The sequence below is a fragment of the Pantoea sp. C1E2 genome (assembly GCF_056491465.1).
Genome location: NZ_JBSZHT010000004.1, coordinates 540,109 through 565,504 on the forward strand (window position 1 = coordinate 540,109; position 25,396 = coordinate 565,504).

A 25,396-nucleotide genomic window follows, 5' to 3' on the forward strand; every position below is an offset into this window, starting at 1 on the left:
CAGAATTTTACGGTTGGGTGGGCAGTTCACTGTAATGCACCGCCAGCCATACCGTGGGGCCCTGGATGTCGGTCCAGTTAACGCGATGGCGGCAGCCCGCTGGAATATCCATAAAATCGCCGGGTAACAGTGTGCGCTCTTCGCTTTCACCTTCCAACTGTAATCCGGCCGATCCCTGTAAAATCATCACCCATTCACCTTGCGTCTGGCAGTACCAGAAATCCGGCGGACTGGCCTGTCCGGTTGAAACAATACGTTCAATCAGTACATTGGGTTGTGACAGCAGTGCTTCGAAGGTTTCGGAGCTGCCGGTTTGCGCCGCTGACGGAAAATCACGCAACAGATTGGTGAACATGATGTAAGCCCGATGTTTTTGCTGGATTTATGCACTGTAACGCAGGCTCCACCCGGAAGGCTCACAGAATTTTACGTCGCCCGTTGACGAGTTAAGGGCAAATCACCATGATCCTGGCCTTAAAGATCATGCTGTCTCTACTACCGCAATTCGATTGCCATACTCTTTATTGCGCAGCTGATAGCGGCTTCATGACTGCAGATGCGCGCTATGAAACACGCCGCAAACGTATTTGAAACGGAATAACAAGAAAATTGGAGCCATCTGGTGTCAGAACTCACAAATGGATTGCTGGAAGAAATTGTCGCTGAAGTTCGGCCGTTAACGCGCCAGGGCAAAGTGGCGGATTATATTCCTGCGCTGGCCAGTGTCGACGCCGATCTACTCGGTATTGCGATTGTCACGCCGGATGGGCAGCACTTCCAGGCCGGTGATGCTTCCACACGTTTTTCCATTCAGTCGATCTCCAAAGTGTTGTCGCTGACCGTCGCGCTGACGCTCTATGACGATGCCGAGATCTGGCAGCGCGTGGGCAAAGAACCTTCCGGACAGGCGTTTAACTCGCTGGTGCAGCTGGAGCTGGAACAGGGCAAGCCGCGTAACCCTTTTATCAACGCCGGTGCGCTGGTGATGTGCGATTTGCTGGAAGGCCGCCTGACCGCACCACGTCAGCGCATGCTGGAGATTGTGCGTCGTCTGGCACAGCAAAACGATATTCACTATGACCGTGTGGTTGCGCGCTCTGAATACGAGCATTCAGCCCGCAATGCCGCGATTGCCTGGCTGATGAAATCATTTGGCAATTTTAACAATGATGTCAGCAAAGTGATGGAAACCTATTTCCATTACTGCTCACTCTCGATGAGTTGTGAAGAGCTGGCGCGCACCTTCCTCTATCTCGCCAATCAAGGCCGCAGCCAGCACGATGAGTGGGCCGTGATTTCACCGCGTCAGGCGCGTCAGGTGAATGCGTTGATGATGACCAGTGGCATGTATGACGGTGCTGGCGAGTTCGCCTGGCGTGTGGGAATGCCCGCGAAGTCGGGCGTGGGCGGCGGCATTGTCGCGGTCATTCCGGGGGAGATGTGTATCGCGGTGTGGTCGCCCGCATTGGATCACTCCGGCAACTCTCTGGCGGGCACCGCGCTGCTGGAGAAACTTACCGAGCGACTGGGTCGCTCGATTTTTTAAACGCTTAGCTCACCACATGCGATGGATTGCCCTGAGCAAATCCGTTCAAATTGGCTTCGATGCCGCGCAACAGATTCGTCACTCCCTGCTGGCTGGCCCAGGCGATATGCGGGGTCAGCAGCAGGTTGGGGACATCCGCTTGCAACAGCGGGTGATCGGCTGCCGGTGGCTCACTGCTGAGCACATCCAGCGCCGCACCGGCAATCACTCCCTGACGCAGCGCGTGCGCCAGTTCGGTTTCATTGATCAACCCTCCGCGTGCAGTGTTGATCAGCCAGGCTGACGGTTTCATCTGCGCCAGCGCCTGCAAATTGATCAGCTGCTGAGTTTCCGGCGTTAACGGACAATGTAAGGTCAACACATCGCTGCGTGCCAGCACCTCTTCGAACGGAACATAACCTGCGCGCGGTGCGGCGCTACCTTTGCGGTCCGCGTACAGGACTGTCATACCGAGCGCTTCTGCCATCGCCCCCACCGCGCTGCCGATGTCGCCTTTGCCGACAATCCCTAAGGTCGCACCAAAAATGTCCTGAATGGGCTGACGATGCACACAGAAATGCGACGATGCAGGCCAGGCCGCGCGCGTGCTGTTGGCGTAATCCACCAGATGGCGACGCAGGGCGAATAATGAGGCAATCACACCTTCGGAGACGCTGCGCGTGGAGTAGCCGGGCACATTGCTGACCACGATGCCGCGTTCACGGCAAGCGTCTAAATCGATACAGTCATAGCCCGTTGCCGCAACACAGATGTAGCGCAGATCTGGCAACTGCTCCAGTGTTTCAGCACGCAGCGGCACTTTGTTGGTGATGGCAATCTGCGCACCCCGCAAAGCGGTGGCAATTTCGTGCTGCGCAGTTGTTCCGCGAAAGTCCCATACCGTGCACCATTCCGGGCGTATCGGCGGTTGCGGCAGCGTATCACCATCCAGCATCACAATTTTCATTAGATCTCCGTTTACATGTTTCCGTACTGTTCTCATCAGGTTGCATTAAGGTTAACAAATGCAGCGCGTAAAGTGACTTTTTTCAAAAGGTGCGAATTTTTTCTTAATTAGCCTGAGTTTCTGTAACCCTTCTGCGGCAATGGCGTTACACTTCGGCCTCATTTGTTGAATCATTTCGTCGCCGCCATGACCTTTTCACATCAACTTCGCCAGCGCCTGACTGCCTGTATCGCCATATTGGCGGTGCTGCTGCTGTTTGTCGCGCCGATAGTATCGAAGACGTTGATGGAACGGCATAGCCGCATGACGGACATGCCCACGCAAGGCATGACATCTGAGATGTCGATGCATCATCACGAAATGATGATGGATATGGCGATGCCGGGCATGGACCATCATATGATGGAGGACGGTGAATTCGCCTGCGGCTACTGTGACCTACTGGTCCACGTGCCGTTGATGATGTGGATATTTGTTCCCTTCATCTGGCTGATGATGGTGATTTCTCGCGCCCCACCGCTGCCGCGTCTGCAGGCTCCGGTGATCCGACGCTTCAGCCCGACAAACCGCCCGCGCGCGCCGCCTGCTGTTCTTTCCTGCTGATAACATCATTAACGACGCACCTTATTGCGTCACGGCATTCTCTAACCGGAAGGAAGACGGCTTTGTCTGCTGCTCACTCTGCAGCACCGCGTGGTGCGGTGCTTAATCTACTTCGTCGCTTACATTTTTATATTGGTCTGTTTGTAGCGCCCTTTATCTTTGTGGCAGCGCTCAGCGGCACGCTCTATGTGCTGACGCCACAACTGGAAAACGTCATCTACTCCGATGCGTTAACGGTGCAACTTAATGGCCATGCCCAGCCGCTGTCTGCGCAAATCAGCGCGGCACGTGCCTACGCTGGTGAGAAACAGCATATTTACGCTGTGCGACCTGCGCCAGGCGCAACGGATACCACTCGCGTGCAATTCAGCGATGCCTCATTGGGTGCTTCGCAGTCTCGCGCGGTGTTTATTGACCCTTACAGCCTGAAAGTGAAAGGCGACATGACGGTGTACGGCACCAGCGGCGTACTTCCGTTGCGGACCACGCTCGATTTGCTCCATAGCAGTCTGCTGTTAGGTGATTTCGGCCGCAACTACAGCGAGCTGGCGGCATCGTGGTTGTGGGTGGCCGCTTTGGGCGGCGTGGTGCTGTGGCTGGGCACGCGCCCGAAACGTAAGTTGAAAGCCGCGCGTACGGGGTTCGCCTTTAGCCGCCACTGGCATATCACGCTGGGTCTGACGCTGGTGCTGGGATTGGTGTTCTTCTCGGTCACCGGTTTAACCTGGTCGCAGTGGGCAGGTAATAATATTGACCGCTGGCGTACGGAGTTGAACTGGCTGACACCGCAGGTCAACACCTCACTCAGTGGTGATGCCGCGGCCACACCTGCCGATCCTCATGCTGACCATCACAGCATGCCGGGCATGCCTGATATGGATATGTCGGATATGGACATGTCTAAAATGTCGATGTCATCGATGGCAAAACCGGTTGCGCAGCCCGCAAAACAGATGCCCAACAATCTGCCGGATGGCGACTGGGATCGTGTACTCAACGCCGCCCGTCAGGATGGACTGAGCGCCAGTAAGCTGGAGTTACGCCAGCCAAAAAGCGCTGACAAAGCGTGGGCAGTGACCGAAATCGATCGCAGCTGGCCGACCCGCGTTGATGCGGTTTCCGTTAATCCGCAAAACTTCTCGGTTGTCGATCACGTCTATTTTGCCCAGTTCCCTCTGGTGGCAAAACTGACGCGCTGGGGTGTGGATGCGCATATGGGCGTGCTGTTTGGCTTGCCTAACCAACTGCTGCTGGCGTTCTTTGGTCTCGGTTTATGCAGCATGATTGTGCTGGGCTATCGCATGTGGTGGGCTCGTCGTCCACAGCAGGTGGAAGCCAGCCCGGCGAAAACCTTAACCGAAACCTGGCTCGCCATACCGCTCTACACCAAAGGCACCTGCCTGATGGTGGCGTTAGCGCTGGGTTATGCGCTGCCGGTGATGGGCGTGAGTTTGCTGGCGTTTCTGCTGATCGACATTCTGCGCTGGCGTAAACAGCAACGTGTTCCGATGACCGAAGCGGAGATTCTGGCGTCGCAGCAGTCACCGCTTGGCATTATTCGCGCACGCTTTACGGTGAAGCGTAAAGAGATGCGCTATTTCCTGCGCGGCGTGTGCATTCTGGCGGTGATTGTCGTCTCGGTGATGAGCAATGCCATGATTGGTGGCGTGATCGATCAGTACGGCATTCCGTTTAGCCACTGGTCATTGACGATGTACATCACGCAAGGGTTGATGATTGCCTTATACAGCTCGGTGTTCACCGCGCTGATGTCGATTCCGTTATGGTATTTCTTCCTTGGCGAGAGCGACCCACAAGGTAAATAAAGCAAGGTGCGCAAGGATGCGCACCTAATTTCGACTGCAAGACTTAAAAGTCCGCTTTGAGCACCACGCGATAATGGGCTTTTCCCGCTCTCACATGTTCTAACGCGGCATTCACCTGCGACATCGGAAACTCCTCAACCTGCGGAGCAATATCTACGCGGGCAGCTAACTTGAGCAAGGTACGTAACTGAGCAGGAGACCCGGTTGAAGACCCCGTTAGCGCACGATCACCGACAATCAAACTAAACGCAGGCACTTCAAACGGCTTCATTACCGCGCCCACCGTGTGGAACTTGCCTTGCCGCGCCAGCGCCTGGTAGTAAGGTTTCCAGTCTAAATCCACGGCTACCGTGCTGATGATTAAATCAAACTGCCCTGTCAAAGCATTCAGCGCATCCACATCACGACTGTTAACCACCCGATTGGCGCCCATCGCCAGAATGGAGTCAGTTTTGCTGGCATTTGAGCTAAATGCCGTGACTTCCGCACCCATCGCACGCAGCAACTTAATCGCCATGTGCCCTAATCCACCGATACCAATCACGCCCACGCGACTGGTGGCATTGATGTTATGCATCAATAACGGTTTGAAGACGGTAATACCCCCGCACAGCAGCGGACCCGCAGAGGCCAGATCCAGCGTCTCAGGCAGTGGGATCACCCATTGCCAGTTGGCACGCAGATGGCTGGCAAAACCGCCGCGGTTATTGATGGTAGAGACTTTGCCATTTTCGCAATTCACCTGATCGCCTGCGATGCAGGCATCACAGTGATGGCAGCTTTTTGCCGTCCAGCCGATACCGACGCGTTGCCCGATGCTGAGCCCTTTGTTCTGGGCCGCCTCTCCCAACGCCACCACGCGACCAATCACTTCATGTCCGGCAATCAACGGATAACGTGAACCGCCCCACTCGTTATCGATCATCGACAAATCGGAATGGCACACGCCGCAGTAATCGACTTCAACCTGTACGTCTTCCGCTGCCAGCGGGCCGGCATCATATTCATAAGGCACTAGCGCCTCACCCGCTTGCAGAGCGGCATAGCTGGAAATCTTCATCGCTGTCCTCGGGATTTTGCTCGATAGAGCACCAGAGTAGCAAAGTGATGTGCAATATAATGCTGAATAATCAGGTTATTAGTGAGGGTAATGCTGTTTGGAAGGATGATGCTGATTAAGAATGGAGGGTAAAGAATCGGTGCGCAGGATGCGCACCGCAGAATTTCAGGTCGGCATGGCTGCCGACCTTGTCGCGATCTTAGAAATCCGCTTTCAGCACAACGCGGTAATTCGCTTTACCGGCGCGAACATGATCAAGCGCATCGTTGATTTTCGACATCGGGAACGCTTCGACGGTGGGTGCGACATCAGTGCGCGAAGCCAGTTTCATCAGCGTACGCAATTGGCCCGGTGAACCGGTGGAAGAACCGGTAACCGCGCGGTCACCCATGATCAGGCTGAAAGCCGGCACTTCAAACGGCTTCATCACCGCGCCCACGGTGTGGAATTTACCGTGCGGTGCCAGCGCCTGGAAGTATGGCTGCCAGTCGAGGTCTACTGCAACGGTGCTGATGATCAGATCAAACTGACCCGCCAGCGCATTCAGTGCCTGCGGATCGCGGCTGTTCACTACACGATCCGCACCCATCGCCAGGATAGATTCGGTTTTGCTGGCGTTGGAGCTGAACGCGGTCACTTCCGCACCCATGGCACGCAGCAGTTTGATCGCCATATGGCCAAGGCCGCCAATGCCAATCACGCCCACACGACTGGTGGCATTGATGTTGTGCATCAGCAGCGGTTTGAACACGGTGATACCGCCGCACAGCAGTGGGCCGGCAGTGGAGATATCCATGGATTCTGGCAGTGGGATCACCCATTGCCAGTCAGCACGCAGATGGCTGGCGAAGCCACCTTTGTTCATGATGGTGGGTACAGAACCATTTTCGCAGTTGACCTGCTCGCCGTTGATGCAGGCATTACAGTGCTGGCAGCTTTTCGCTGTCCAGCCAATGCCCACGCGCTGACCAACTTTCAGCCCTTTGTTCTGTGCGGCATCACCCAACGCGCTGATGCGGCCAATCACTTCATGGCCAGCAATCACTGGAAACGAGGAGATGCCCCACTCGTTATCGATCATCGACAGGTCAGAGTGGCAAACGCCACAATAATCGACCTCAACCTGTACCTCTTCAGCTGCCAGCGGACCGGCCTCATACTCAAAAGGCACCAGCGCTTCGCCTGCATTCATCGCGGCATAACTTTTGATTTTCATTACTGTCCTCTGTTTCAGCGTTTTCGACTCACTAGTCTAGCAGAGCGTACGCCAGGATTATGACGATAAATCAAACGATTATCCGCAAACTGTCAGAAAAGCATTCAGGGTTAAAGCGGATCGTGATTGAGGGGGCTGCGAAAAGCATGGCGCGCCGCTTCAACCAACTGATTGGCTGTCACTGTAGGTGGCAATCGCGTTAGCACTTTACTGGCCTGCCAGTAACACAGCACCATCGCTTCATCTGTTTCGTTTTCGGCCATTTCACGCAACCGTCTGCGCAGTGTTATCACATCCAACGTTTGCTGCGCATCCACCATCTCCGCGATGGTCTGGTTAATGACCTGATGGATGATTTTCCAGGATATTTCGGCAAACACATTGAACCTCGTTGCTTATCTATTGGCTCCAGGCAAATGAATCAAACGTGCGGCGATGACCGCACAAAAAGAGAACAAAGCTGGCATAACTATAGCCGTTTATTTTCTGAGCAACGGCGGGAACAGCGGACATTCTTGTAGTTAACGGATCTATAAAATGATTTTTATTTTGCGTGATGCTGACAACGTGAATGTCCTTGTAACAAAAAAGCATAAACCTGCGCTGGCTGTCGTCGCCGCGCTTTGCCAAAGTAGGGCAACGTTTAACCTCGCAACAGGGAATGAATATGAGTCAAACCACCGCTTTACACGCCGATCCATTGATCTGGGGTCACGGCCCCAAAGTGTTTGAAGTGTTTCTGGAACCCACCTGCCCGTTTTCAGTCCGTGCGTTTAATAAACTGGATGCGCTGCTGGCATTGGTGGGTGAAGATAAGATGACGCTGAAGATCCGGTTGCAATCCCAGCCGTGGCACATGTATTCCGGGCTGATCGTACGTTACATCCTCGCAGCATCCACTTTGCCAGAGGGCAAAGCCGCGGCGAAACGTGTGCTGCAGGCGGTCGCCGATCATCGTGAGGAGTTTGAGTTCACCGATCACAGTCATGGCCCCAATATGGACGCCACGCCGCACCAAATTCTTGATCGTTTGCAACAATATAGCGGTGTGGATGCCCATGCGCCGTTCCTGCGCGCCGAGCTGCAAAATGAAGTCAAATGGCACTGCAAGTATTCGCGCCAGAACGGTATTCACGTCTCGCCCACCTTTATCACCAACGGCCTGGTGCAGTTAGACATTGGCAGCGGTGATGAGATTGAGTCCTGGGCTCAGCGCATTCTCGCCTGATGCTGTCAGCCCGCTGCGGCGGGCTATCCCCATATTTCGCAACAGATTTCAGCTTGCACTGATTGCACAATTTCCGATAATCGTTATCTACCTAATTATATAGCGAGAAAGGGAATGCAAGTCAGACACCTCACAGCATTGATGTTAACCGCAGCCGCTGGCCTCAGCTTGCAGGCACAAGCCAATACCGATATTCGTGTGACTTATGCCGGTTCGATGGGGAAAGTGATGGACCAGTCTTTAGGTCCAGCCTTTGCTAAACAGAACGATGGAAAATATGAAGGGCAAGGCCAGGGTGCATACGGTATGGCACGTCTGCTCGCGAGTAAAAAAATCACCGCCGACGTGTTCGTCTCCATCACGCCGGGCCCGATGCAGATTTTGAAAGATGCAGGATTGATTGATGATGCCGTACCGGTTGCCAGCACTAGCATGGTGGTGGCGTACAGCCCGAAAGGGAAATTTGCCCAGCAGTTCGCACAGGCCAAAGGCGCAGACGCCAGCTGGCTGAAAGTGCTGGCAACACCGGGGATTAAGTTCGGGCGCACCGATCCGATCAATGATCCAAAAGGCCAGAATATTATCTTTACCCTGCTGCTGGCTGAGAAGTATTACAAGCAGCCAGGCATCGCCGATAAAATTCTCGGTGGCTACCAAAATCCTGCTCAGACCCACCTTGAAGGCGGCCTGCTGGCTCGTCTGGAGAGCGGCCAGGTGGATGCCGCTGCCGGTTATGAGAGTGAAGTGATTTCCGCACATCTGCCTTACGTGGCTCTGCCAGATGAGATCAATCTGAGCAATCCAGACATGGCAAAACAGTGGTATGACACCGTCAGCTTCAGCGTGAAAGATAGCGCGGGCAAAGATAAAGTGCTGCATACCCAGCCGCTGGTTTACTACGCAGCAGTGCTGAAAAACGCCCCGCACGGTGCGGCAGCGGGTAAAGCCTTTGTCGACTTCATGTTGAGCCAGCCAGGTCAGGCACTGTTTAAACAGAATGGTTACGCCGCACCGAAAGGCGGAGCTGTTTATCAGTAATGAAGACCGGTCACGCCACCGCGCTTTGGTTGTCATTGCCAGCACTGTTGTTGCTGGCAGTACCATTCGTCACCCTGATTGGCGTCACGCAATGGCAGCATATGCACCTTGCCTGGGGCGATGGCAGTGCCATCACCACCTCATTAGGCTTGGGTGCGATTGCGCTGCTGTTGGTTTTTATCAGCGGATTACCAGTAGCGTGGTGGCTGTCGCAGGCGAAGGGGCGCGCGCGCGCCATTGTGGAACTGTTGGTGATGATTCCATTACTGACGCCTCCGCTGGCAATGGGAATTTTACTGGTGAGCACTTACGGACCTTACAGTGTTCCAGGGGAATTACTGGGGAAATTTGGCTGGACGCTGGTTAACAATCCTGCCGCGTTTATTCTGGCGCAATGGTACGGTGCACTGCCCTACTTCATTACCACCGCACGTTCTGCTTTTGCCGGCGTTCCGCAGGATATTCTGGATGCCGGTCGTACCTTAGGTGCCTCACCCTGGCAGGGATTTTGGCGTTTGTCGGTTCCGCTGGCCGCGCCGGGCTTGGCCTCTGCAACGGCTTTGGCGTGGGTGCGTGCCATGGGTGAGTTCGGCATTGTCATGATTTTCGCCTATTTCCCGCAGGGCATGCCGGTTCAGCTTTATAACAATCTGCAAAATGACGGCGTAGACGCGGTGTACGTGCTGCTGTGGTTGCTGCTGTTGTTTACGTTGCCGGTTCCTCTGCTGTGCTTTGTGGCATCAAGGCGAGTGCGCGGCGAACACATCGCGCATAATTAATTTCAGTGCATCACGCGCCCGTTATGGCTGGGCGCGTTTCTCACTTTCCTGCATGGCTTGATGCAAGGTCTCAAGCAGCGGTTCAATCTCCAGCGGCTTAGAGAAAATGGCAAACATGCTTTCGGAAAACGCATGGCGACATGTCTCAACGTTATCCTGATCGGTCATGATGACAATCGGTAGCAAAGCATGACGAGCAGTTAAGTTCACCATGACGTTCAGTTCATCTGCGTCTGCGGTTGGCACATCCACCAGCAAGCAGCCTTGCAAGGGTTCATCGCTGTGCACAGCGGCAGCAAACGATGCGATATCAGCAAAATCGGCCACTTCATATTCAATGGCTTTTAGCACAAAACCCAGTGATTCACGCACTGACAAATCCTCATCCACTAACCAAACTTTTGCGCTCATTCCCTACTCCGCCAACGGTGAAACTCAGTTAACTTTTGCATCGTGATCGATGCAGATTGCTTGCCATGGCAGTGGCACTCTCTTACATCATGGCTGGCAGAATTGAGGCGGTTTTTAATGTTTAGAAAACAATAAAAAAAAGCCCTCCGTTGACTGGAGGGTCATCAATATCGCTGTTCGGCCTGTTGATGCAGTGTGCAACTTTTATCTTTATTATCCTTGCGATTCAATATCTTTTACCGGTCAAACAGCGATTTCAGACGTCTACCTAAGACAACTTTGATTTAGACTGGTTGCTAAATCAGTCCAGCGTGGGCTGCGCTTTTTGCTGCTGCAAAAGTTGAAAGCGAAACATGAGCTGCTTCAGTCGCAGTTCTGTCTGAGTTTCTTCATTCAGTTGGTCATTCTCACTTTGCGCGTAGCGCCGCAGTTGTTCTTCAACCGGAACCTGTTCATTGAAAGCTTGCATGGCTGAAAATATGCCGGTTTTCAATTCGCTTACCGTCAAATACTTGCCTTTGGTTTTGTCCAGACTGTTAAGCTGCTCAGCCATATTTTCCAACTGCGCCATACCACGGTGCCAGCTTGCCAGCCGCTCCAAAGGTATCGCTTGTTTCTCTCTGCGCTGTTGCTCAAGCAATGCCTGAGCTGCGGCTGACTGCTGCTGATGTACATGCCTGTACCCCGTTCCGCAGGCAAACACCAATGCACCGGCCAGCAATGCACAGCAGGCACCACTGACAAATGATTTCAATGGTGACGGCGTTGCATGCATCGCTGATTGCTCATCAGCTTCTGGGTAGACAACATAAACGCGGGTGGGAGTATTATCTTGTGACTGGTTAAGCGCTGCTGGGATAAGCTGCACCGGAGAGAGCAGGCCTTCCTGCAACTGCGTCATTGAGTGTTTGACCTGATGTAATAACGTATTGGCCTGCGCAAATTCCCGAATGCCAAAACGTAACAATGCTTCACGCAGGGATATCAGCAGTCGTTCCGTTTCTATCAGCTGAGTCAGCATTTCGTGGCCCTCCACCTGCCACCCACGATAGAGACTTTGCAGACGTCGAAACATCACGCTGAGGATATCGGCGCGGGCATCAATCGCCAGCGGCCAGAAAACCGCCCACTGATGCACTATTAATGCATTAATCAGGTTCAGGCCTTCATTCAGACCGCTCAACCCCGAGTTCTGAGCACGCGCCAGGGTAAACCAGGCCGCACTCTGCAATTCCAATCCATTCTGTTCAAACAACCGCAGCGTGAGTGTCTCTACTTTGCCCCAATCGACATCGGGCCGGGCGGGATGCGTCAGCTTATTCATCTCATCCCGCAACTGGGTATAGCCGGATAATGTGCGCGGATCTGCACCGGTTTTGATCACCTGATTCATATTCAACAACCTTCCTTGTTTATCGCGTCAAACCATTGCCTATTAACTGCTGTTGCTTTAAGTGACGCAGCAACACTCTGCCCTCTGGTTTGAATTCCGTGCCGTAGCGCACCAGTCCGATATCGGTGAGTTCGGCATCAATGGCGTAGCGCAATTCACCAGGCATTGTTTGCTCCAGCAATGCCACATCAACACGCTTCAGGCGCGGCTCGTACTTCAGCAGCACATTTGAAAAGGTGTAAAGCAGCTGATGCGCAGTGCCTGGCATCCCCTGCAAAATGCGGGTCATATCCGGAAGACCGTAATCGGGGATGTGCGCAATTGATCCTGCGCGGGTGTTGAGGATACGCTGCAGATTATCCAGCACCGAGAGAATGACCTGGTCCCGTTCGCTCACCGCATCGAGGTCCAACCCACCACTGAAATTGCCGTAAAGGATCTCGTAAAGTGAAGGCATCATTATGGTCGCTTAGCCTTTTCCGCTACCAGCGTTAGGGTACCGTCACCCAGCTCAATCACGCGCGCCTTGTCCGGATCGAGGTCATCGCGGGTCAGCAGCAGTCGCCACTTATCATCCTGAGTGTCCGGTGACAGGAACAGGCCGGCCACCGCCACGAATTCCGACTTATCGTCCATGGGCATATCAATACTGACTGACTCACCCGGGCGTATGCGGATGTCCTTTTGTGCCAGGATATCCGCCTTCAGCACCTGACTGTCAGCAGAAAACAGTGAAGCATAGTCTGAGGCTTCAAAGGCTTTACTGTCCTTGAGCTGCCATATGCGCACCACGGTCGAGAGCGCAGCGCCCTGCGCGTTGCGGTTTGCCCCTTCACGGGCGCGAAAATCGAGATGCAGTGTGCGTATTTGTTTGTAAAAAATGGATTTTGTTACGGAGACGGTGCCCTCTGATACTTTCTGCGTCAGACCGCAGCCGCTGACGCTCAGCGCCAGCATAAGAGGGAGCAGCGTTTTACCAGCGGTAGTCGCCCTGTTCATCGGTTTCGATCCTTGAAGGTTGTACCCGGACACGCTGATAGCGACCGAGCTGTATGATTATCAAATCAGGCTCTCGGGAGCCCGGGGGTTGTGTCAGAGGCAGCACCGCCGTGCGCCCCAGCTGTTGCGCTTCATTCGTCCGGCAGCTCAGCTGCGCATCAGGTAACAGAGCACGATCAACGCAGAGTTCCAGTCGCGCATCCAGCTTTGCCCCCAGATAGACGTGCAACAGCGCCATCAGGTCTCCGTGCAGTTGCCCGCCGGGGAGCCAGCCCCGGACTTCCTCAGGGTTATCAGTGAACAGTCTCAGCAACACCTGCCCGTTGACGTCGGTGGCATGCGTCCCCATCACCGGGCGGTGCGTCAGACTGACCGGGTGGCGTGTGCTCATATTCAGCATGGAAGACTGGGCAATACGACGGGGATCCCAGGGCACGACCTGCGCGTGCGTGTCCGGTGCTAGCAACCCCACCAGCGAGGAGACCCCTTCGGCCGTTCGACCAGGCAGCAGCATCACCGGCAGTAACGCCAGGAACCGGGAGACCGGCGTCGCGATATTCTGCGCACAGCCCCTGATCCCCAGACCCGCCAGCCCCAGCAGATACTGAGAGGTGTCATCGGTTCCACCAGGTGTGAATGTCGCCGGGTAGGTGTATTTGCGCCAGATGCGGTAAAACTGCGTGGTCAGGCGGTGGCTGAAAATATCCAGAAAATCCTGGGTGGCCTCGTGCCCCTCGCGTCGACGTGTCACGTCATCAACGTAATGAGACGGCAGCGGAGACGCCGTACCATAGAGCCCCATGAAATTAATGCGTACCGTGGGCGGCAGATGCGGATAAGCGGGCTCCTCCGCACCACGAATTTCCCCCGCCGGGAAGCCCATGCCGGGATGAGGCCGGAACCGTACCGGCTCGTGCCGCACTTGCCAGCTGCTGCCCGGCACGGGTGCATCGGGATCGCTCCTTTCCAGAAGCTGACAGAAGCGGTAAAAATTCATATACGGCAGCCGGTCGCCCAGCCCCGCGATTAACCGGGCAGTCGCTGACTGTGATTCTCTTTCCACCGGATGCATTTTCCTTCAGGCCGGATAATCAGGGAGAGCTGAATGAACTGGTTCATGTCCGCGTAAAGCGACAGAAAGCGGTTAAGCATCTCGCCAAACAGATGTATGTCGCCATCACCGCTAAAGCCGCTGCTGTCGAGCGTCACCTCAACGTCGAGACCGCGCAGCAGGTAACCAGACTCAAACCGCTGCAGACGGTGGTGCTGTACGTCAAGGATCGCATCCAGCCTGCGGTTGCAGAGTTCGTCATCCTGCCAGTTGTATAGCGCCAGCGTGCCGCGCAGCACTTCTGCGCTATTCATCATATTGATGAAACCGGAACCGAGGTGGCTCAGCACTCGCCAGTGAAAGCGGTCCTCAGCGGGTGGATAAGCAGGCAACGTCGGACGCGTCAGATTGCGCACCGTCACCGGCGTCTGCAACACCTGTTCGCAGCGGTCCAGCAGGGTGCTCTGTAGCGCGCGACGAGGAAGCTGGCCGTTGGTACCTGTGATGCGCAGCGATAGCGTATCGCGGGAAAGCTCGTGCCCCTCCTCCCACTGCTGGCCGCCAAGGATGAGCCAGGTATCATGCAGGCCGGTGACGCCCCGACGCACGCGGGTGTGGAAGTATCGCTCGGGCGCCAGGCGTCTCATCATGCCGCCCCGGTGTCGGAAACTGGTGAACGGGACATATTCAGCCGCGCCGGTCAGCCCTGAACCGCTGACCGCATCCACCGAGTAAATTTCGGTGTGACCGTCCTGCAAGCGCTTCGCGCGCAGCAGGTATTCGCTCTCCAGTCCATTTACGGTCAGCGGGTCCGCTTCCAGCGTGAACAGGTTAATCACCGGCACGCAGTGCAGTCGCAGTGAGGCATTGGTTACCGGCAAATCACTCTGCCACGCCTCACTGAATACCACCTCAATATCGAACCCCGCGAGTCCGGGGGGAAGACGGACCGCTTCCAGTCCGTTCAGAGTCACAAAGCGAAACTTCTCCGGGAAGGTGAAATACTCCAGCAACAACTGATAGCCGCTAAAGGCGCTGTCACCCTTTGGCCACAGCCTGTCTTCCTCATTGAATCCACCCGGACTGAACCAGGCGTTGAGGGCGATGCGCTCCTGCTGCCCGTCCAGGCGGACGTATATCGCGGCCTGACGGCGGGTCAGCCTCTGATGCAGCGCCGTCGCGACGGGCACATCTTCTCCCAGCCACAGGCTAAGATGGCGCAGGTCACACTGGCTCCAGTCCGCCTGCCCGCTGCTGGCGATTCGCACGCGCATTACGGAACGTCCGTCCGGCTCGGTGCCCATGGTCACGCCGGATACCGACAGCGGATTAAGTGTAACCGGCTTCGTCGTGCGGTAGTGGCAAACAGTATTTTTCGGGCCTACAGGGCGAGAGTACACCTCCAGCCCTGCGGGGGCGGTCTCCGCCATTTTCATTTTCGGCAGGTCAGGCGAGAGCGACACTATGCTCAGTGACGGGATAGTGCGCAGATAGTGCGGCCAGAGCATACTGACCAGGCCCTCGGTCAGCTCCGGCAGGTCATCATCAATCTTCTGACGCAGTCGACCTACGGAAAAAGCAAATCCCTCCAGCAGGCGCTCCACAAAGGGATCGGGCGTGCCTGCACGATCCAGGTTGAGCATGGCGGCGCGGTCTGGGTGGGTTTCAGCGAATTCTCTTGCGGCGTCGCGCAGATAGCGCATTTCGGTATCGTAATAACGCAGGGTTAAGTCTTTCATAATAAAATTATTTCTGTAAATAGACTGTATCAACTGGAAGTTATTGTGGAGCAATTAAATCAATGTAGCCGAATGTTTTATGCGATATAAAGCCGACCCATTTTTCAAATGAATTTGACTTTTACTCACTACAATTCGCTAAATGATTTGATCGAGCAATCTTAACCGAAATTAAAAAAAGAGAAACAATGTCATGGCTTATCAGGTGCGTCGGAGCTAATCGATTTGCCAGCGACTTTATATCGCTCGACTAAGAATAACATTAAACAAACACCTCCCACCACAGTTCCGACATTCCAGAACGGAAGCAATAAAATATCGAAAGCTATCTGTACTTTGATGTTGTTATTTAGCACGCCATATAAGCCAAGAATTGAAATAAAGATTAAAGCTATTGGAAGGATTGCAAAGAGCATTGAAAAAGCAGCAAGCTCTGGGAATATACCTATCAACATCCCACCAAGGAAAAAACTCAACACACCTCCAATAAGGAACATGATTGAAACCATAAAATTGACAACACGAATTAATGAAAACATAAATCCACCTTAGTTATTAAAAGTATATTAGACATGAGTAAATATGGCTTAATTCCCACACTTAGTCGTTAACGAAATACTCATCCACAAATTGCAACAGACTTTACGGGATCAAGTCTAATAAGACCTGAAATCAACAGCTCAATTTCCTTATTTGTTTGTAGCTTATCTGTACCCCCTCTAACTGCTCGTGCACGCAGCATTTTGAGTCTGCGAGACTTCACCTCAAACAGCAGAGACGGCTCCCATTCGTTTAGTACCATGCTCTCCGCTTGCGTATCGAGCGCACATAGCAGATGAAGTGCCATTTCCTGACGTCCAAATTGCTCCGCGATTCTGGCCATCAGCAAACGTAATAACCACTGTTGGCGAGTTGACGTGATGCCGGGTCGCTGCTGCAGCCATGTTAGCGCAGCCTCAATGCCTTCTCTGTCAGCCAGGCCAGTGGCTTCGCTCTCCAACTCCAGCACGCCATCGTCTGCGCCGGTGGTCATTGACGCAGATCCTGTTCCAAATACGCCAGCTGGCATCAGGACGTGCTGCTGGATCCAGCTCATAGTGACCTCATCCGCAAACGGCACTCCGTCACTGAAAGCCAGCGTTTCCAGCCCGTTCAGACGGGACAGCAGCCCCTTCAAATCGTCCTGAACAATCGCCGCCAGCGCCGCATTTCCCGAACGCGATTGCGCCTGGTGCTGATACCACTGCAAGTCAAGCCAGAAGTGGTTGCCGCCCCGACTGAACAGATTGTCAGCCTGCTCGGCCAGTTCGGCCCAGCTCTGCTGCAGCCACAGGCGCTTAAGTTGAGCGCGTTGGTCCGGCTTAGGTGGCTCAATGCGGCTTTTGCCGTCGCCGGACAACGGTGGCAGCTGGCTGAGCGTGTCATGACGGATGGTTTTCATCAGCCGGTGTGCGGCCAGCCATCCGCCTGGCTGATCACGCAGATAAGCGGCCAGCGTTCGCGCCTGGTCCAGCAGGTCACGCCCGGAACTGATAGCCGCCAGTGCGGGGGCGCAGGAAGCTGAAGACGACTGGGGTGCCGGGCCGTCTGCCGCCGTCTGGGGAACCACCGCATCAGGGCCGCCTGCTCTCAGCAACCGTGACTCAAGCGCCCCGTAAAGGCCCCCAAGGCTGGACCCACCCTGCGCTCTGCAGGCATCGTCGATTGCCAGCAACGCAGCCACGGTTCGCTGTGTCGTTACGGTCATCACTTCAGGATAAAGCGTCAGTGTGTCCAGCATGCGTGCGCTGGCAGGAAATCCTAGCGCCGCCTCACGACTGCGCGCCCGCTGTGGATGCAGAGCATCACCGAAGCGCTGCAGCAGGCCGGCAAGCAGGGCCAGACCGTCGGCAAACCCTTCTTCACCGTCCTGTTGCAGTCGCGCCCAGCAGTACCAGACTGCCACGCGGATGTCTTTGGCTTCCGTAGTCAGTACCTGCTCCGCAAGCGCACAGATAAGCGCCGTATCCGCGCCAGACAAACGGTTCATCTCTTCCTGCATCTGCTGGAACGCATCGTTGTAGGTCGGGTCTTCGCCTGCTACGTGGGTGTCCGCCAGGGGCTTCAGCCACGGCTCCCACAGAGAAACAGACTCAGTGGCCAGCGCGCGAAGATGGTCCGCATCCGCACCGCACGCATTAATCAGAGATTGCAGTGGCATTAGTCTTCCTCGCTGACAAAAGTTTCATCCGGCACGTCCGGTGTGTCATTGATAATGAAAATGTCGGCCGGAAGCGTAAAGTTGCGCAGCTTCAGCAGCGCCAGCGGTCCCTCACCCGCTTCGGTTCGCAGGATGTAGTTCAGCGGGCGACCGTCGGGAGCCTGCCAGGTGAGCTGCCAGCTGCTGCTGATGCCCGGATTAGCGCTGACCTGAGCCTTATCCAGCAGGCGAATCAGACCCCAACTCCCCGGCATGTCACCATACTGGCGGGTGCCGGCCTTCGTGCTTATCCAGCTCAGTGATGCGCCGGGCGCTTCAGTGTCAGCCGGCCAGGTGAAGCGTTTCCACACCGGTTGCTGATTCATGTAGGTGAGCTTCTGACTGTCGATAATCAGGTCAGTCTGCATCACGTCTGCAGCCGTACCGGGGCGCAGCTCAAAGTGCAGCCCGGCCTCGCCGCTGGTGAACACCACGTCAGAAATGCGGCTCAGCTGATTAAGCGCCTGCAGAAAGGCCGGATTAAAGGTCAGTCCCTGGGCGTTGATGCTGTCCGGTACCCAGCGGGTGCCTTCGCGATGCAGTACGCCGCTCAGACGCGACTGCAGGAAGCGGGTGATGCGCCCATTGTCCGCGTTCAGGTATTTTGCCAGCAGTGGCAGTGACACCTCACTGCTGACATTTTTGAACGGATACGAGCAGCGTCAGGCCCTGACGTGAATCGGGTCGAACCATTACTGTGCACCTGCCATGCGCGACACCATCTCTGCCAGCGTTGATTCCAGCAGGAACCAGAGCCCGCCCAGCAGCACTACTGCCGCCACCCAGCTCAGCCAGTAAAAGCGGCGTCCGGTGCGCGGACCTGCGGGGCGTACTACCAGCGGCGCATCTTCCGGCAGCGCAAAAGGTGGCACGCGGGCCGCCAGCGCATTCACCACATCTTCGCGGCGTTCGTCATCCTGAGCGCGGTAATGCCCGACGAACCCCAGTTGCAAGGTGCGGTAAAAGCAGGTCAGCACCGTGATGTCCGCTGCAGGCTCGTTCAGCACGGTGCGGATGCGATCCCAGAGTGCTTCACCGCCGTTCAGTGAACCAAAGAAGCGCACCTGCAACGGATCACGAGTCCAGCGCAGCCAGCCATCGTCCTGACTCCCTCTGTTCAATACCGCCTCATCAAGTAGCACGCAGAAGGCATACAGCATGTGGTCACGGCTGGCATCGCTGAAGCCAGCCTCTGTCAGCGCCTCGCGAGCTGACTTTACCCAGCCCGCCGCACGGCGGTATAGCGCGTCGCCGTTTTCAATTTGCTGTCCGCAGCGCAGTTGGCTGACCATCAGCCAGCCCTGAAAAAACAGGCGCTCTGTCAGCGTGTTGGGATTATTCATGAGCGCAGCACCGCGTAGAGTTCCAGTTTCAGCTCACCGAGAGATTCCGGCGTGTAGAAGGTACAGCCGCCCGAGGCCAGCATCGCCCGGGCCGCATCCGTTGAGAGATCCAGCGCGAAGTACTGATTTTCCAGGCGTAACGGGATGGCCGCAGGGACATGTGGCAGCGGGCGGATTGCCATGCCGCTCAGCGCGATATTCACTACCTCTGACACATCGTCGTGGCTGCCGGCCTTGCACAGCAGCGGAAAGCGCGCCTGAAGTTCATGATTCGGCAGAGAGGAGCGTACGGACAGATAGAAATCCGCCCCTTCGCGCAGACGCGCATCGTGTAGCCTGCCCTTCCACAGCACGCCCTGTTTTTCCAGGTCGATGGCGATCACGCGGGAAGGCAGGCTTGCCTCCAGCAGCGTATCCAGCAGCGTGAACAGCGGCGGGAATACCTGTTCTGGCGCGTTGTGCCGGTAGGCCGGGATATCGTCCGGCGTGTTCTCAAGAGAAAACGTCAGCAGACTGCCCGCAAGGCGTACCAGCTCACGATAAAGCAGTTCAGGATGGCGCGACGGTGATTGATACAACTCTGTCAGCACCGGCTCAGCGCTGTTCAGCGCATTGAGCAGCCAGAACAGGGAAACGTCGGACACGGCAAAATCTGCCATGCGTTCGTTACTTTCTCGGCGCAGTTGCATCAGACGTTGACGACGTGCCTGCAGGCGATGAAGCAGGTCACCCAGCGCCGCGACCAGTGCCGGACTCGCCGCCAGTGACAGCATGGGGGGAATAAACGTAGTGTCGCGCATCCACTGCCCCTGCGCGTTGCGCACCAGACGGGCAACCGGACAGGTCAGGTACGCCGCGTTTTCCTGATGCGCCAGCCGCAGGCGTAGCGCATAACGCTGTACTGCAATCTCGGTGCGTTCGTGACCTGCCAGCTCCTGCACGCGCTCCCGGGTGGCGAACCAGCGGCGCGGACGTTCGCTGTCCGCACCGTTTTCCAGATTACCGCCGTTGGCGTTGATCAGCGGCAGCGCCAGTACCACCTCTACGCTGTCCCGGTCTGTCACATCAGTCAACTCACAGACAGGTGGCAGAGTGTCAGCCAGATGGGTATCGACCAGTGAGCCATCCGCAAAGCGGACGGCAATGTGCGCCGCATTCAGCTTTGACAGCGCCAGCGCACTATCATCGAACTCTGCACATAGCACGCCCCAGGGGTGTGCCAGCACCATGCCAGCAACGGTACCTGCCACATGCGCGTCCCACATAGCCTGCTGCTGGAACTGTTGCGGCGTCAGAAAAGCGCCGTCTTCCCATAACGGACGGTAAATTTTCATTCCGAATAACCGCCTTACGCTTTCGCTTTTGGCATCTGAGATACCAGCGACAGATTGACGTCCATGCCTTCCACCTGGAAATGCGGCACTGCGAACAGCTTCACGCGGAAGAAGCCCGGGTTATCTTCGATATCTTCCACCACCACTTTGGCATCGCGCAGCGGATGGGAAGCCTGTAATTCATCGCCCGGATCGGTCATTTCGGTCACCAACCCGCGCACCCAGGTGTTCAGCTCCAGTTCCAGTAAGCGGCGGTCTTTGGTGGTGCCGATGTTTTCGCGTTGAATCAACTTCAAATAATGCGCGATGCGTGAAAGCAGGAAGATGTAAGGCAAACGCGCATTGATGCGGCTGTTTGCGGTGGCGTCTGCGGTGTCATACAGCGCCGGTTTTTGCGTGGAGTTTGCGGAGAAGAAGCAGGCGTAATCACGGTTTTTGTAATACGACAGCGGAATGAAACCAAGATTGGCGAATTCAAACTCGCGGGTTTCTGGGATCATCACTTCAGAAGGTATTTTCACCTGATTACCGGTGCCGAGGTCATACAGGTGAATGGGCAGATCCTGCACCGCACCGCCCGCTTGTGGTCCGCGAATCTGCACGCACCAGCCGTTGTTGATAAAGCTTTTCACCATATTGGCGGCAAAGGCAAAGGAGGAATTGGTCCAGAGATACTTATCGTGATCCGGCCCTTTCACCTCTTCCACATAGTTGAAACTGCGCACCGGCACGGTATCAGGTCCGTACGGCAAACGGCCCAGCACACGCGGCATGGTCAGGCCGATGTAGCGTGAATCATCGGTGTCGCGGAAGGATTTCCACTTGATGTATTCAGCACGGTCAAAGTAGTTGCCGATATCTTTGATGGCTGCCACTTCTTCCATAGATTCTTTCAGGAAAAACGCCGGGCCGGCCGAGCCAATAAACGGCATATGGGCGGAAGCTGCGACTTTGGAGAGGTTTCGCAGTAATGCCATATCCTGTGCTGAGGCATCGAATTCATAGGCTGAAATCACCGCGCCAATCGGCTCGCCACCCGGCGTGTCGTACTCGGCAACGTAAGTTTGTAGATAGAGACCGCTTTGGATTATTTCCGGCGCGTCTTCGAAGTCCTGACGCAGGTCTTCTTTCGACACATCAAGCACTTCCAGTTTGACGTTTTGGCGGAAATCGGTCTTATCCACCAGCGATTTCAATCCACGCCACACCGATTCCACCTTCTGGAATTCGTCATGGTGCATCACCGCATCCAGCTGGCGGCTGATCTGATAATCCAGCTCGGCAATATGATGATCCAGCAGGTTTTTATCCAGTTTTTCGACTTTCTCACCGCTGATTTTTAAGCGATTAAGAAACACCTGCATCGCCGCCGTGACGCGCTCGTCAGCGGTGGCGTCTGACATCGCCTGATTGTCTTGCCAGACATTCAGATTGCTCAGTGAGGAGACCGGATGGAGATTAATTTTATCAAACAGCGAGGCGTACACGCCTTCCACTGCAGGGTTTTCAAGCACGGTGGTTTCACCGGAAGGCAGGGTTTCATTCTGAACTGACATCAGCATCTTCTCTCATTTAGTCCGTTAAAGGGGTTCAGCCGTTATCGCTGGCAAGCGCAGAAAGTTCGGAACGCAGTTCGTCACTCAGTGCCGGGTCTTTCAGGATGATTTCCAGTTCTTTGCGGAAGGTGACGTTATCAAGCAGATTGGATTTGAGATCGCGCAGCAGATTTCGCATCGCGAGCATTGCTTTGAGTTGCGGGATTTGACGGGCGACCTGTTCAGGTTCGAAGTCTTTGATGTTGCTGAAGGTAAGATTGATGGCCTGTTCACTGCCATCCGCTGACAAGGTATCCGGCACGGTGAGCCGTACTGAAGGCGAGAAGTCAGCGAGCACGCTGTCGAAATTGTTTTTATTGACGTTAACTTTTTCGCGCTCGCTCAGGACGCGATCTTCCTGGCCGTTACTGAAATCTCCGGTCACCAGCAGCTTGAGCGGCAACTCCATTTTGCGTGCAGCGCCGCCGGTATGAACGTCAAGTTTGATGTTAACGCGCGCTTTGGGTATTTCATTTTGATAAGAATTACTCATATTTACTCCTGTAAGTTAAGCGCGGAAAGCACGCTTTAAGCACACTTTCCTTGTGTGATTCTGCGCGAATATATCTTAGGCTGGATTAGGATAGCAACAGGGTAAGATGATCTTTGTGATCTGATTTATATAGGAAATTTCTTACTTTTTGGTTTAAGTCGTTGAAGTTATGCGCGGTTAAGGCTCAGAAAGGGTCTGAAAATTCATGTTGTATACATCATTTGATTAGCTGAATTCGTTAAGATAAATCGCAAGAAATATCCTAAAAGCTAATGTATTTCCCGATGGAATTGTTAACTGAGTAAATTAATTGAATGAGGGTTTGGATAACAAAAAACCCGCTGAAAGCGGGTTTGAAAGGAAGCTAGCTATTTCGCTGCAGGTGGCTACTGACAAATGCCCGGCAGCGATCAGAGAGCGGATCGCTAAACACTTGTTGCGGTGGCCCTGACTCTTCGATTTTGCCCTGATGCAGAAACACCGCTTTGTTGGAAACATCGCGCGCGAAGCCCATCTCGTGGGTGACGATGATCATCGTACGTCCCTCTTCAGCCAGGCTGCGGATCACTCGTAACACTTCCCCGACCAGTTCCGGGTCGAGCGCGGAAGTGGGCTCGTCAAAAAGAATCGCTTTGGGCTGCTGCGCTAACGCTCGCGCGATGGCTACACGCTGTTGCTGTCCGCCTGAAAGCTGCGATGGCCATGCGTTGCGCTTTTCATACAGCCCGACTTTATGCAGCAGGGCTTCGGCTTCTTCAACCACCTCTTTTTGACTGCGTTTCTGCACATGCACCGGCGCTTCAATAATGTTCTGCATCACGGTTTTATGCGGCCAAAGGTTAAAACTCTGGAACACAAAACCCAATTGCATGCGCATCAGTTTGATACGACGCTGCTGCTCACGGCTGAGTTTCTCGTGGGGATTGTCAATGGTGACTACCTCATCTCCGACTGCAATTTCCCCGCCCTGCGGCACTTCAAGAAACGGGATGCAGCGCAACAAAGTGCTTTTTCCGGAACCGCTGGCGCCAATCAGCGATATCACATCCCCATCCTGCGCCGTCAGGCTGATGTCATGAAGCACTTCATGCCCGCTATAACTTTTTCTGAGATGACTCAGGGCGATAGTGGGTTTACTCATTGACGTGCTCCAACGTGATAAGGGGACAAACGGCGCTCCAGTAGCGCCACAGCTTTACTGACCAGCACGGTCAGCAGCAGATAAATGATCGCCGCACTGATAAAAACTTCCAGCGCGCGGAACGTCTCCGACACTATCGAGTCCGCGATACCGGTCATTTCCATCAGGCTGATGGTGCTGACCAGTGAAGTCGATTTGATCATCGAGATAATTTCATTGCTATAAGCTGGCAACGCCTGGCGCACGGCGAGCGGCAAGGTGATGCGGCGCAGCTTCGTAAAACACGACATGCCGCTGACCTTGGCGGCCTCAAGCGACTGAACGCTGACGGCATTGAGACCACCACGCAGAATTTCCGAGGTGTAAGCGGCGTCGTTAAGCACCAGCGCAATCAACCCGCACCAGTAAGGATCGCGCAGCAGCGGCCACAGCACACTTTCACGCACTGCCGGTAAACTCCCCAGTCCGTAATAGATCATAAAAATCTGGATCAATAACGGCGTGCCGCGAAACAGCCAGACGTAAAAGCGAGCAAAAACGCTACCATAACGATTCTGACGCAGCAGATTGAGTAACAGCGCCAGCACCCCACCACCCAACAGTGACAATACGGCGAGATTGAGTGTCAGCGGCAAGCCGCGCAGCAACGCGGCAAGCGTATGCTGTAAGAAAGTGAAATCCATCGTGGCTCCTTACAACCGCGCGCGTTGTTGCCCGCGCATGGCCACTTTTTCCACACAGCGGAAAACAAAATCGGAACAGGTGGTGATGATCAGGTAGATCACCGCGCCGACGCTGTAGAAGAAAAACGGCATTTGTGTAGAGTTGGATGCGGTGGAAATTTGGTTCATGGTTTCCACTAATCCTGTCACAGAAACCAGCGCCGACTCTTTAATCACCGATTGCCACTGATTTCCCATCCCCGGAAGAGCCGTGCGCAACGCCTGCGGCACGATCATGCGGCGAAACAGCATCAGCCGTCCCATACCGGTCACCGTAGCCGCTTCCAGCGTGCCTTTCGGGATGGCGTAAAATGCGCCACGAAAGACACCACTCTGGTAAGCGCCGGAGATCAAACCGATGGCAATAGCCCCGGCGACAAAGCCGTTAACATCAAACGGTCCCTGCATGCCCAACGCTTCCCCAAGGAACGAAACGACCTGGCGTCCGCCAAAGTAAAACAGGTAGATCACCAGCAGTTCGGGTACGCCACGAAACAGCGTGATGTAGCCATTAGCGAGGCGCTGTTGCCAGCGCGCACCACCAATTTGCATCCAACAGAGCAGGCTGCCGAGCACCGCGCCCAGCAGCCATGCACACAATGATACGGTGACGGTCACCGTGGCGGCGTCAAGCAACACGCCGCCCCAGCCTTCGTCACCAAAACCTAACAGTTGCCAGTCAATAGTCATAAGC

26 protein-coding genes and 1 pseudogene are annotated in these 25,396 nt (G+C 55.0%); 6 read left to right on the forward strand and 21 right to left on the reverse strand.

Going from position 1 to position 25,396, the window contains the following annotated elements:
* Nucleotides 1-7 precede the first annotated feature (7 nt).
* Nucleotides 8-355, reverse strand: a complete 348-nt coding sequence (locus ACXI0A_RS24075) for a cupin domain-containing protein (protein ID WP_476146597.1) — start codon at nucleotides 353-355, stop codon at nucleotides 8-10.
* Nucleotides 356-619: 264 nt separating this feature from the next.
* Here ACXI0A_RS24075 and glsB point away from each other — a divergent pair, with 264 nt between their 5' ends.
* Nucleotides 620-1,546 carry a glutaminase B gene (gene glsB, locus ACXI0A_RS24080; protein WP_476147146.1) on the forward strand — a complete coding sequence of 309 codons (927 nt, stop codon included), beginning with the start codon at nucleotides 620-622 and terminating at the stop codon, nucleotides 1,544-1,546.
* A 4-nt stretch (nucleotides 1,547-1,550) separates the two neighbouring features.
* On the opposite strand, the gene ACXI0A_RS24085 is transcribed toward glsB, so the two are convergent.
* A complete protein-coding gene (locus tag ACXI0A_RS24085; RefSeq protein WP_476146595.1) occupies nucleotides 1,551-2,492 on the reverse strand; it encodes an NAD(P)-dependent oxidoreductase in 942 nt (313 codons plus the stop codon).
* A gap of 186 nt (nucleotides 2,493-2,678) precedes the next feature.
* Between ACXI0A_RS24085 and ACXI0A_RS24090 the strand changes: the two genes are divergently transcribed.
* Both ACXI0A_RS24090 and ACXI0A_RS24095 read left to right on the forward strand, forming a co-directional pair.
* Nucleotides 2,679-3,095: a DUF2946 family protein gene (locus ACXI0A_RS24090; protein ID WP_476147145.1), complete on the forward strand. Its 417-nt coding sequence runs from the start codon at nucleotides 2,679-2,681 to the stop codon at nucleotides 3,093-3,095.
* A gap of 62 nt (nucleotides 3,096-3,157) precedes the next feature.
* On the forward strand, nucleotides 3,158-4,921 hold the full coding sequence (locus ACXI0A_RS24095) for a DUF2534 family protein (protein ID WP_476146594.1): 1,764 nt from the start codon (nucleotides 3,158-3,160) through the stop codon (nucleotides 4,919-4,921).
* Nucleotides 4,922-4,964: 43 nt separating this feature from the next.
* Here ACXI0A_RS24095 and ahr (ACXI0A_RS24100) read toward each other — a convergent pair whose 3' ends face one another.
* The 3 genes from ahr (ACXI0A_RS24100) to ACXI0A_RS24110 all read right to left on the reverse strand — a co-directional run bounded on the left by ahr (ACXI0A_RS24100) (nucleotide 4,965) and on the right by ACXI0A_RS24110 (nucleotide 7,577).
* Complete coding sequence (gene ahr / locus ACXI0A_RS24100) at nucleotides 4,965-5,981, reverse strand: NADPH-dependent aldehyde reductase Ahr (protein ID WP_476146593.1); 1,017 nt, start codon at nucleotides 5,979-5,981, stop codon at nucleotides 4,965-4,967.
* A gap of 199 nt (nucleotides 5,982-6,180) precedes the next feature.
* On the reverse strand, nucleotides 6,181-7,197 hold the full coding sequence (gene ahr / locus ACXI0A_RS24105) for an NADPH-dependent aldehyde reductase Ahr (protein ID WP_476146591.1): 1,017 nt from the start codon (nucleotides 7,195-7,197) through the stop codon (nucleotides 6,181-6,183).
* 110 nt (nucleotides 7,198-7,307) lie between these two features.
* Nucleotides 7,308-7,577: a hypothetical protein gene (locus tag ACXI0A_RS24110; RefSeq protein ID WP_476146589.1), complete on the reverse strand. Its 270-nt coding sequence runs from the start codon at nucleotides 7,575-7,577 to the stop codon at nucleotides 7,308-7,310.
* Between the two features lie 287 nt (nucleotides 7,578-7,864).
* Here ACXI0A_RS24110 and ACXI0A_RS24115 point away from each other — a divergent pair, with 287 nt between their 5' ends.
* The 3 genes from ACXI0A_RS24115 to ACXI0A_RS24125 all read left to right on the forward strand — a co-directional run bounded on the left by ACXI0A_RS24115 (nucleotide 7,865) and on the right by ACXI0A_RS24125 (nucleotide 10,242).
* A complete protein-coding gene (locus ACXI0A_RS24115) occupies nucleotides 7,865-8,425 on the forward strand; it encodes a thioredoxin (RefSeq protein ID WP_224932765.1) in 561 nt (186 codons plus the stop codon).
* A 114-nt stretch (nucleotides 8,426-8,539) separates the two neighbouring features.
* Nucleotides 8,540-9,463, forward strand: coding sequence for a substrate-binding domain-containing protein (locus ACXI0A_RS24120; protein ID WP_476146587.1), 924 nt, complete (start codon nucleotides 8,540-8,542; stop codon nucleotides 9,461-9,463).
* Nucleotides 9,463-10,242 carry an ABC transporter permease subunit gene (locus ACXI0A_RS24125; protein WP_476146585.1) on the forward strand — a complete coding sequence of 260 codons (780 nt, stop codon included), beginning with the start codon at nucleotides 9,463-9,465 and terminating at the stop codon, nucleotides 10,240-10,242. Before ACXI0A_RS24120 ends, ACXI0A_RS24125 begins: the two co-directional genes overlap by 1 nt.
* Nucleotides 10,243-10,263: 21 nt before the next feature.
* Here ACXI0A_RS24125 and ACXI0A_RS24130 read toward each other — a convergent pair whose 3' ends face one another.
* The 16 genes and pseudogenes from ACXI0A_RS24130 to ACXI0A_RS24205 all read right to left on the reverse strand — a co-directional run bounded on the left by ACXI0A_RS24130 (nucleotide 10,264) and on the right by ACXI0A_RS24205 (nucleotide 25,392).
* A complete protein-coding gene (locus ACXI0A_RS24130) occupies nucleotides 10,264-10,653 on the reverse strand; it encodes a response regulator (RefSeq protein WP_476146583.1) in 390 nt (129 codons plus the stop codon).
* 301 nt (nucleotides 10,654-10,954) lie between these two features.
* Nucleotides 10,955-12,046, reverse strand: coding sequence for a VasL domain-containing protein (locus ACXI0A_RS24135; protein ID WP_476146581.1), 1,092 nt, complete (start codon nucleotides 12,044-12,046; stop codon nucleotides 10,955-10,957).
* A 19-nt stretch (nucleotides 12,047-12,065) separates the two neighbouring features.
* On the reverse strand, nucleotides 12,066-12,506 hold the full coding sequence (tssE, locus tag ACXI0A_RS24140) for a type VI secretion system baseplate subunit TssE (protein WP_224932770.1): 441 nt from the start codon (nucleotides 12,504-12,506) through the stop codon (nucleotides 12,066-12,068).
* Nucleotides 12,506-13,045, reverse strand: a complete 540-nt coding sequence (gene tssJ / locus ACXI0A_RS24145) for a type VI secretion system lipoprotein TssJ (protein WP_476146579.1) — start codon at nucleotides 13,043-13,045, stop codon at nucleotides 12,506-12,508. The genes tssE and tssJ overlap by 1 nt, the downstream gene beginning before the upstream one ends.
* A complete protein-coding gene (gene tssG, locus ACXI0A_RS24150; RefSeq protein ID WP_476146577.1) occupies nucleotides 13,020-14,117 on the reverse strand; it encodes a type VI secretion system baseplate subunit TssG in 1,098 nt (365 codons plus the stop codon). The genes tssJ and tssG overlap by 26 nt, the downstream gene beginning before the upstream one ends.
* On the reverse strand, nucleotides 14,072-15,835 hold the full coding sequence (gene tssF / locus ACXI0A_RS24155) for a type VI secretion system baseplate subunit TssF (protein ID WP_476146575.1): 1,764 nt from the start codon (nucleotides 15,833-15,835) through the stop codon (nucleotides 14,072-14,074). The genes tssG and tssF overlap by 46 nt, the downstream gene beginning before the upstream one ends.
* 191 nt (nucleotides 15,836-16,026) lie before the next feature.
* Nucleotides 16,027-16,374, reverse strand: a complete 348-nt coding sequence (locus ACXI0A_RS24160) for a hypothetical protein (protein WP_476146573.1) — start codon at nucleotides 16,372-16,374, stop codon at nucleotides 16,027-16,029.
* An 80-nt stretch (nucleotides 16,375-16,454) separates the two neighbouring features.
* Entirely contained in the window at nucleotides 16,455-18,035 is a 1,581-nt protein-coding gene (gene tssA, locus ACXI0A_RS24165) for a type VI secretion system protein TssA (protein WP_476146571.1), read from the reverse strand.
* Nucleotides 18,035-18,727, reverse strand: a pseudogene (locus tag ACXI0A_RS24170) (type VI secretion IcmF C-terminal domain-containing protein); the annotation flags it as partial. The gene tssA and the pseudogene ACXI0A_RS24170, both read right to left, overlap by 1 nt.
* Nucleotides 18,728-18,766: 39 nt before the next feature.
* Nucleotides 18,767-19,417 (reverse strand): type VI secretion system protein TssL, short form, encoded by a 651-nt coding sequence (tssL, locus tag ACXI0A_RS24175; RefSeq protein WP_476146570.1) that lies wholly within the window; start codon nucleotides 19,415-19,417, stop codon nucleotides 18,767-18,769.
* On the reverse strand, nucleotides 19,414-20,751 hold the full coding sequence (tssK, locus tag ACXI0A_RS24180; protein WP_476146568.1) for a type VI secretion system baseplate subunit TssK: 1,338 nt from the start codon (nucleotides 20,749-20,751) through the stop codon (nucleotides 19,414-19,416). Before tssK ends, tssL begins: the two co-directional genes overlap by 4 nt.
* Before the next feature lie 14 nt (nucleotides 20,752-20,765).
* Nucleotides 20,766-22,313, reverse strand: coding sequence for a type VI secretion system contractile sheath large subunit (gene tssC, locus ACXI0A_RS24185; RefSeq protein ID WP_479485300.1), 1,548 nt, complete (start codon nucleotides 22,311-22,313; stop codon nucleotides 20,766-20,768).
* A gap of 28 nt (nucleotides 22,314-22,341) precedes the next feature.
* Complete coding sequence (tssB, locus tag ACXI0A_RS24190; RefSeq protein WP_160866980.1) at nucleotides 22,342-22,839, reverse strand: type VI secretion system contractile sheath small subunit; 498 nt, start codon at nucleotides 22,837-22,839, stop codon at nucleotides 22,342-22,344.
* 364 nt (nucleotides 22,840-23,203) lie between these two features.
* Nucleotides 23,204-23,980 (reverse strand): ABC transporter ATP-binding protein, encoded by a 777-nt coding sequence (locus ACXI0A_RS24195; protein ID WP_224932772.1) that lies wholly within the window; start codon nucleotides 23,978-23,980, stop codon nucleotides 23,204-23,206.
* Nucleotides 23,977-24,663, reverse strand: a complete 687-nt coding sequence (locus tag ACXI0A_RS24200) for an ABC transporter permease subunit (protein WP_476146563.1) — start codon at nucleotides 24,661-24,663, stop codon at nucleotides 23,977-23,979. Before ACXI0A_RS24200 ends, ACXI0A_RS24195 begins: the two co-directional genes overlap by 4 nt.
* A gap of 9 nt (nucleotides 24,664-24,672) precedes the next feature.
* Nucleotides 24,673-25,392: an ABC transporter permease subunit gene (locus ACXI0A_RS24205; RefSeq protein WP_476146561.1), complete on the reverse strand. Its 720-nt coding sequence runs from the start codon at nucleotides 25,390-25,392 to the stop codon at nucleotides 24,673-24,675.
* Between the last annotated feature and the right edge of the window lie 4 nt (nucleotides 25,393-25,396).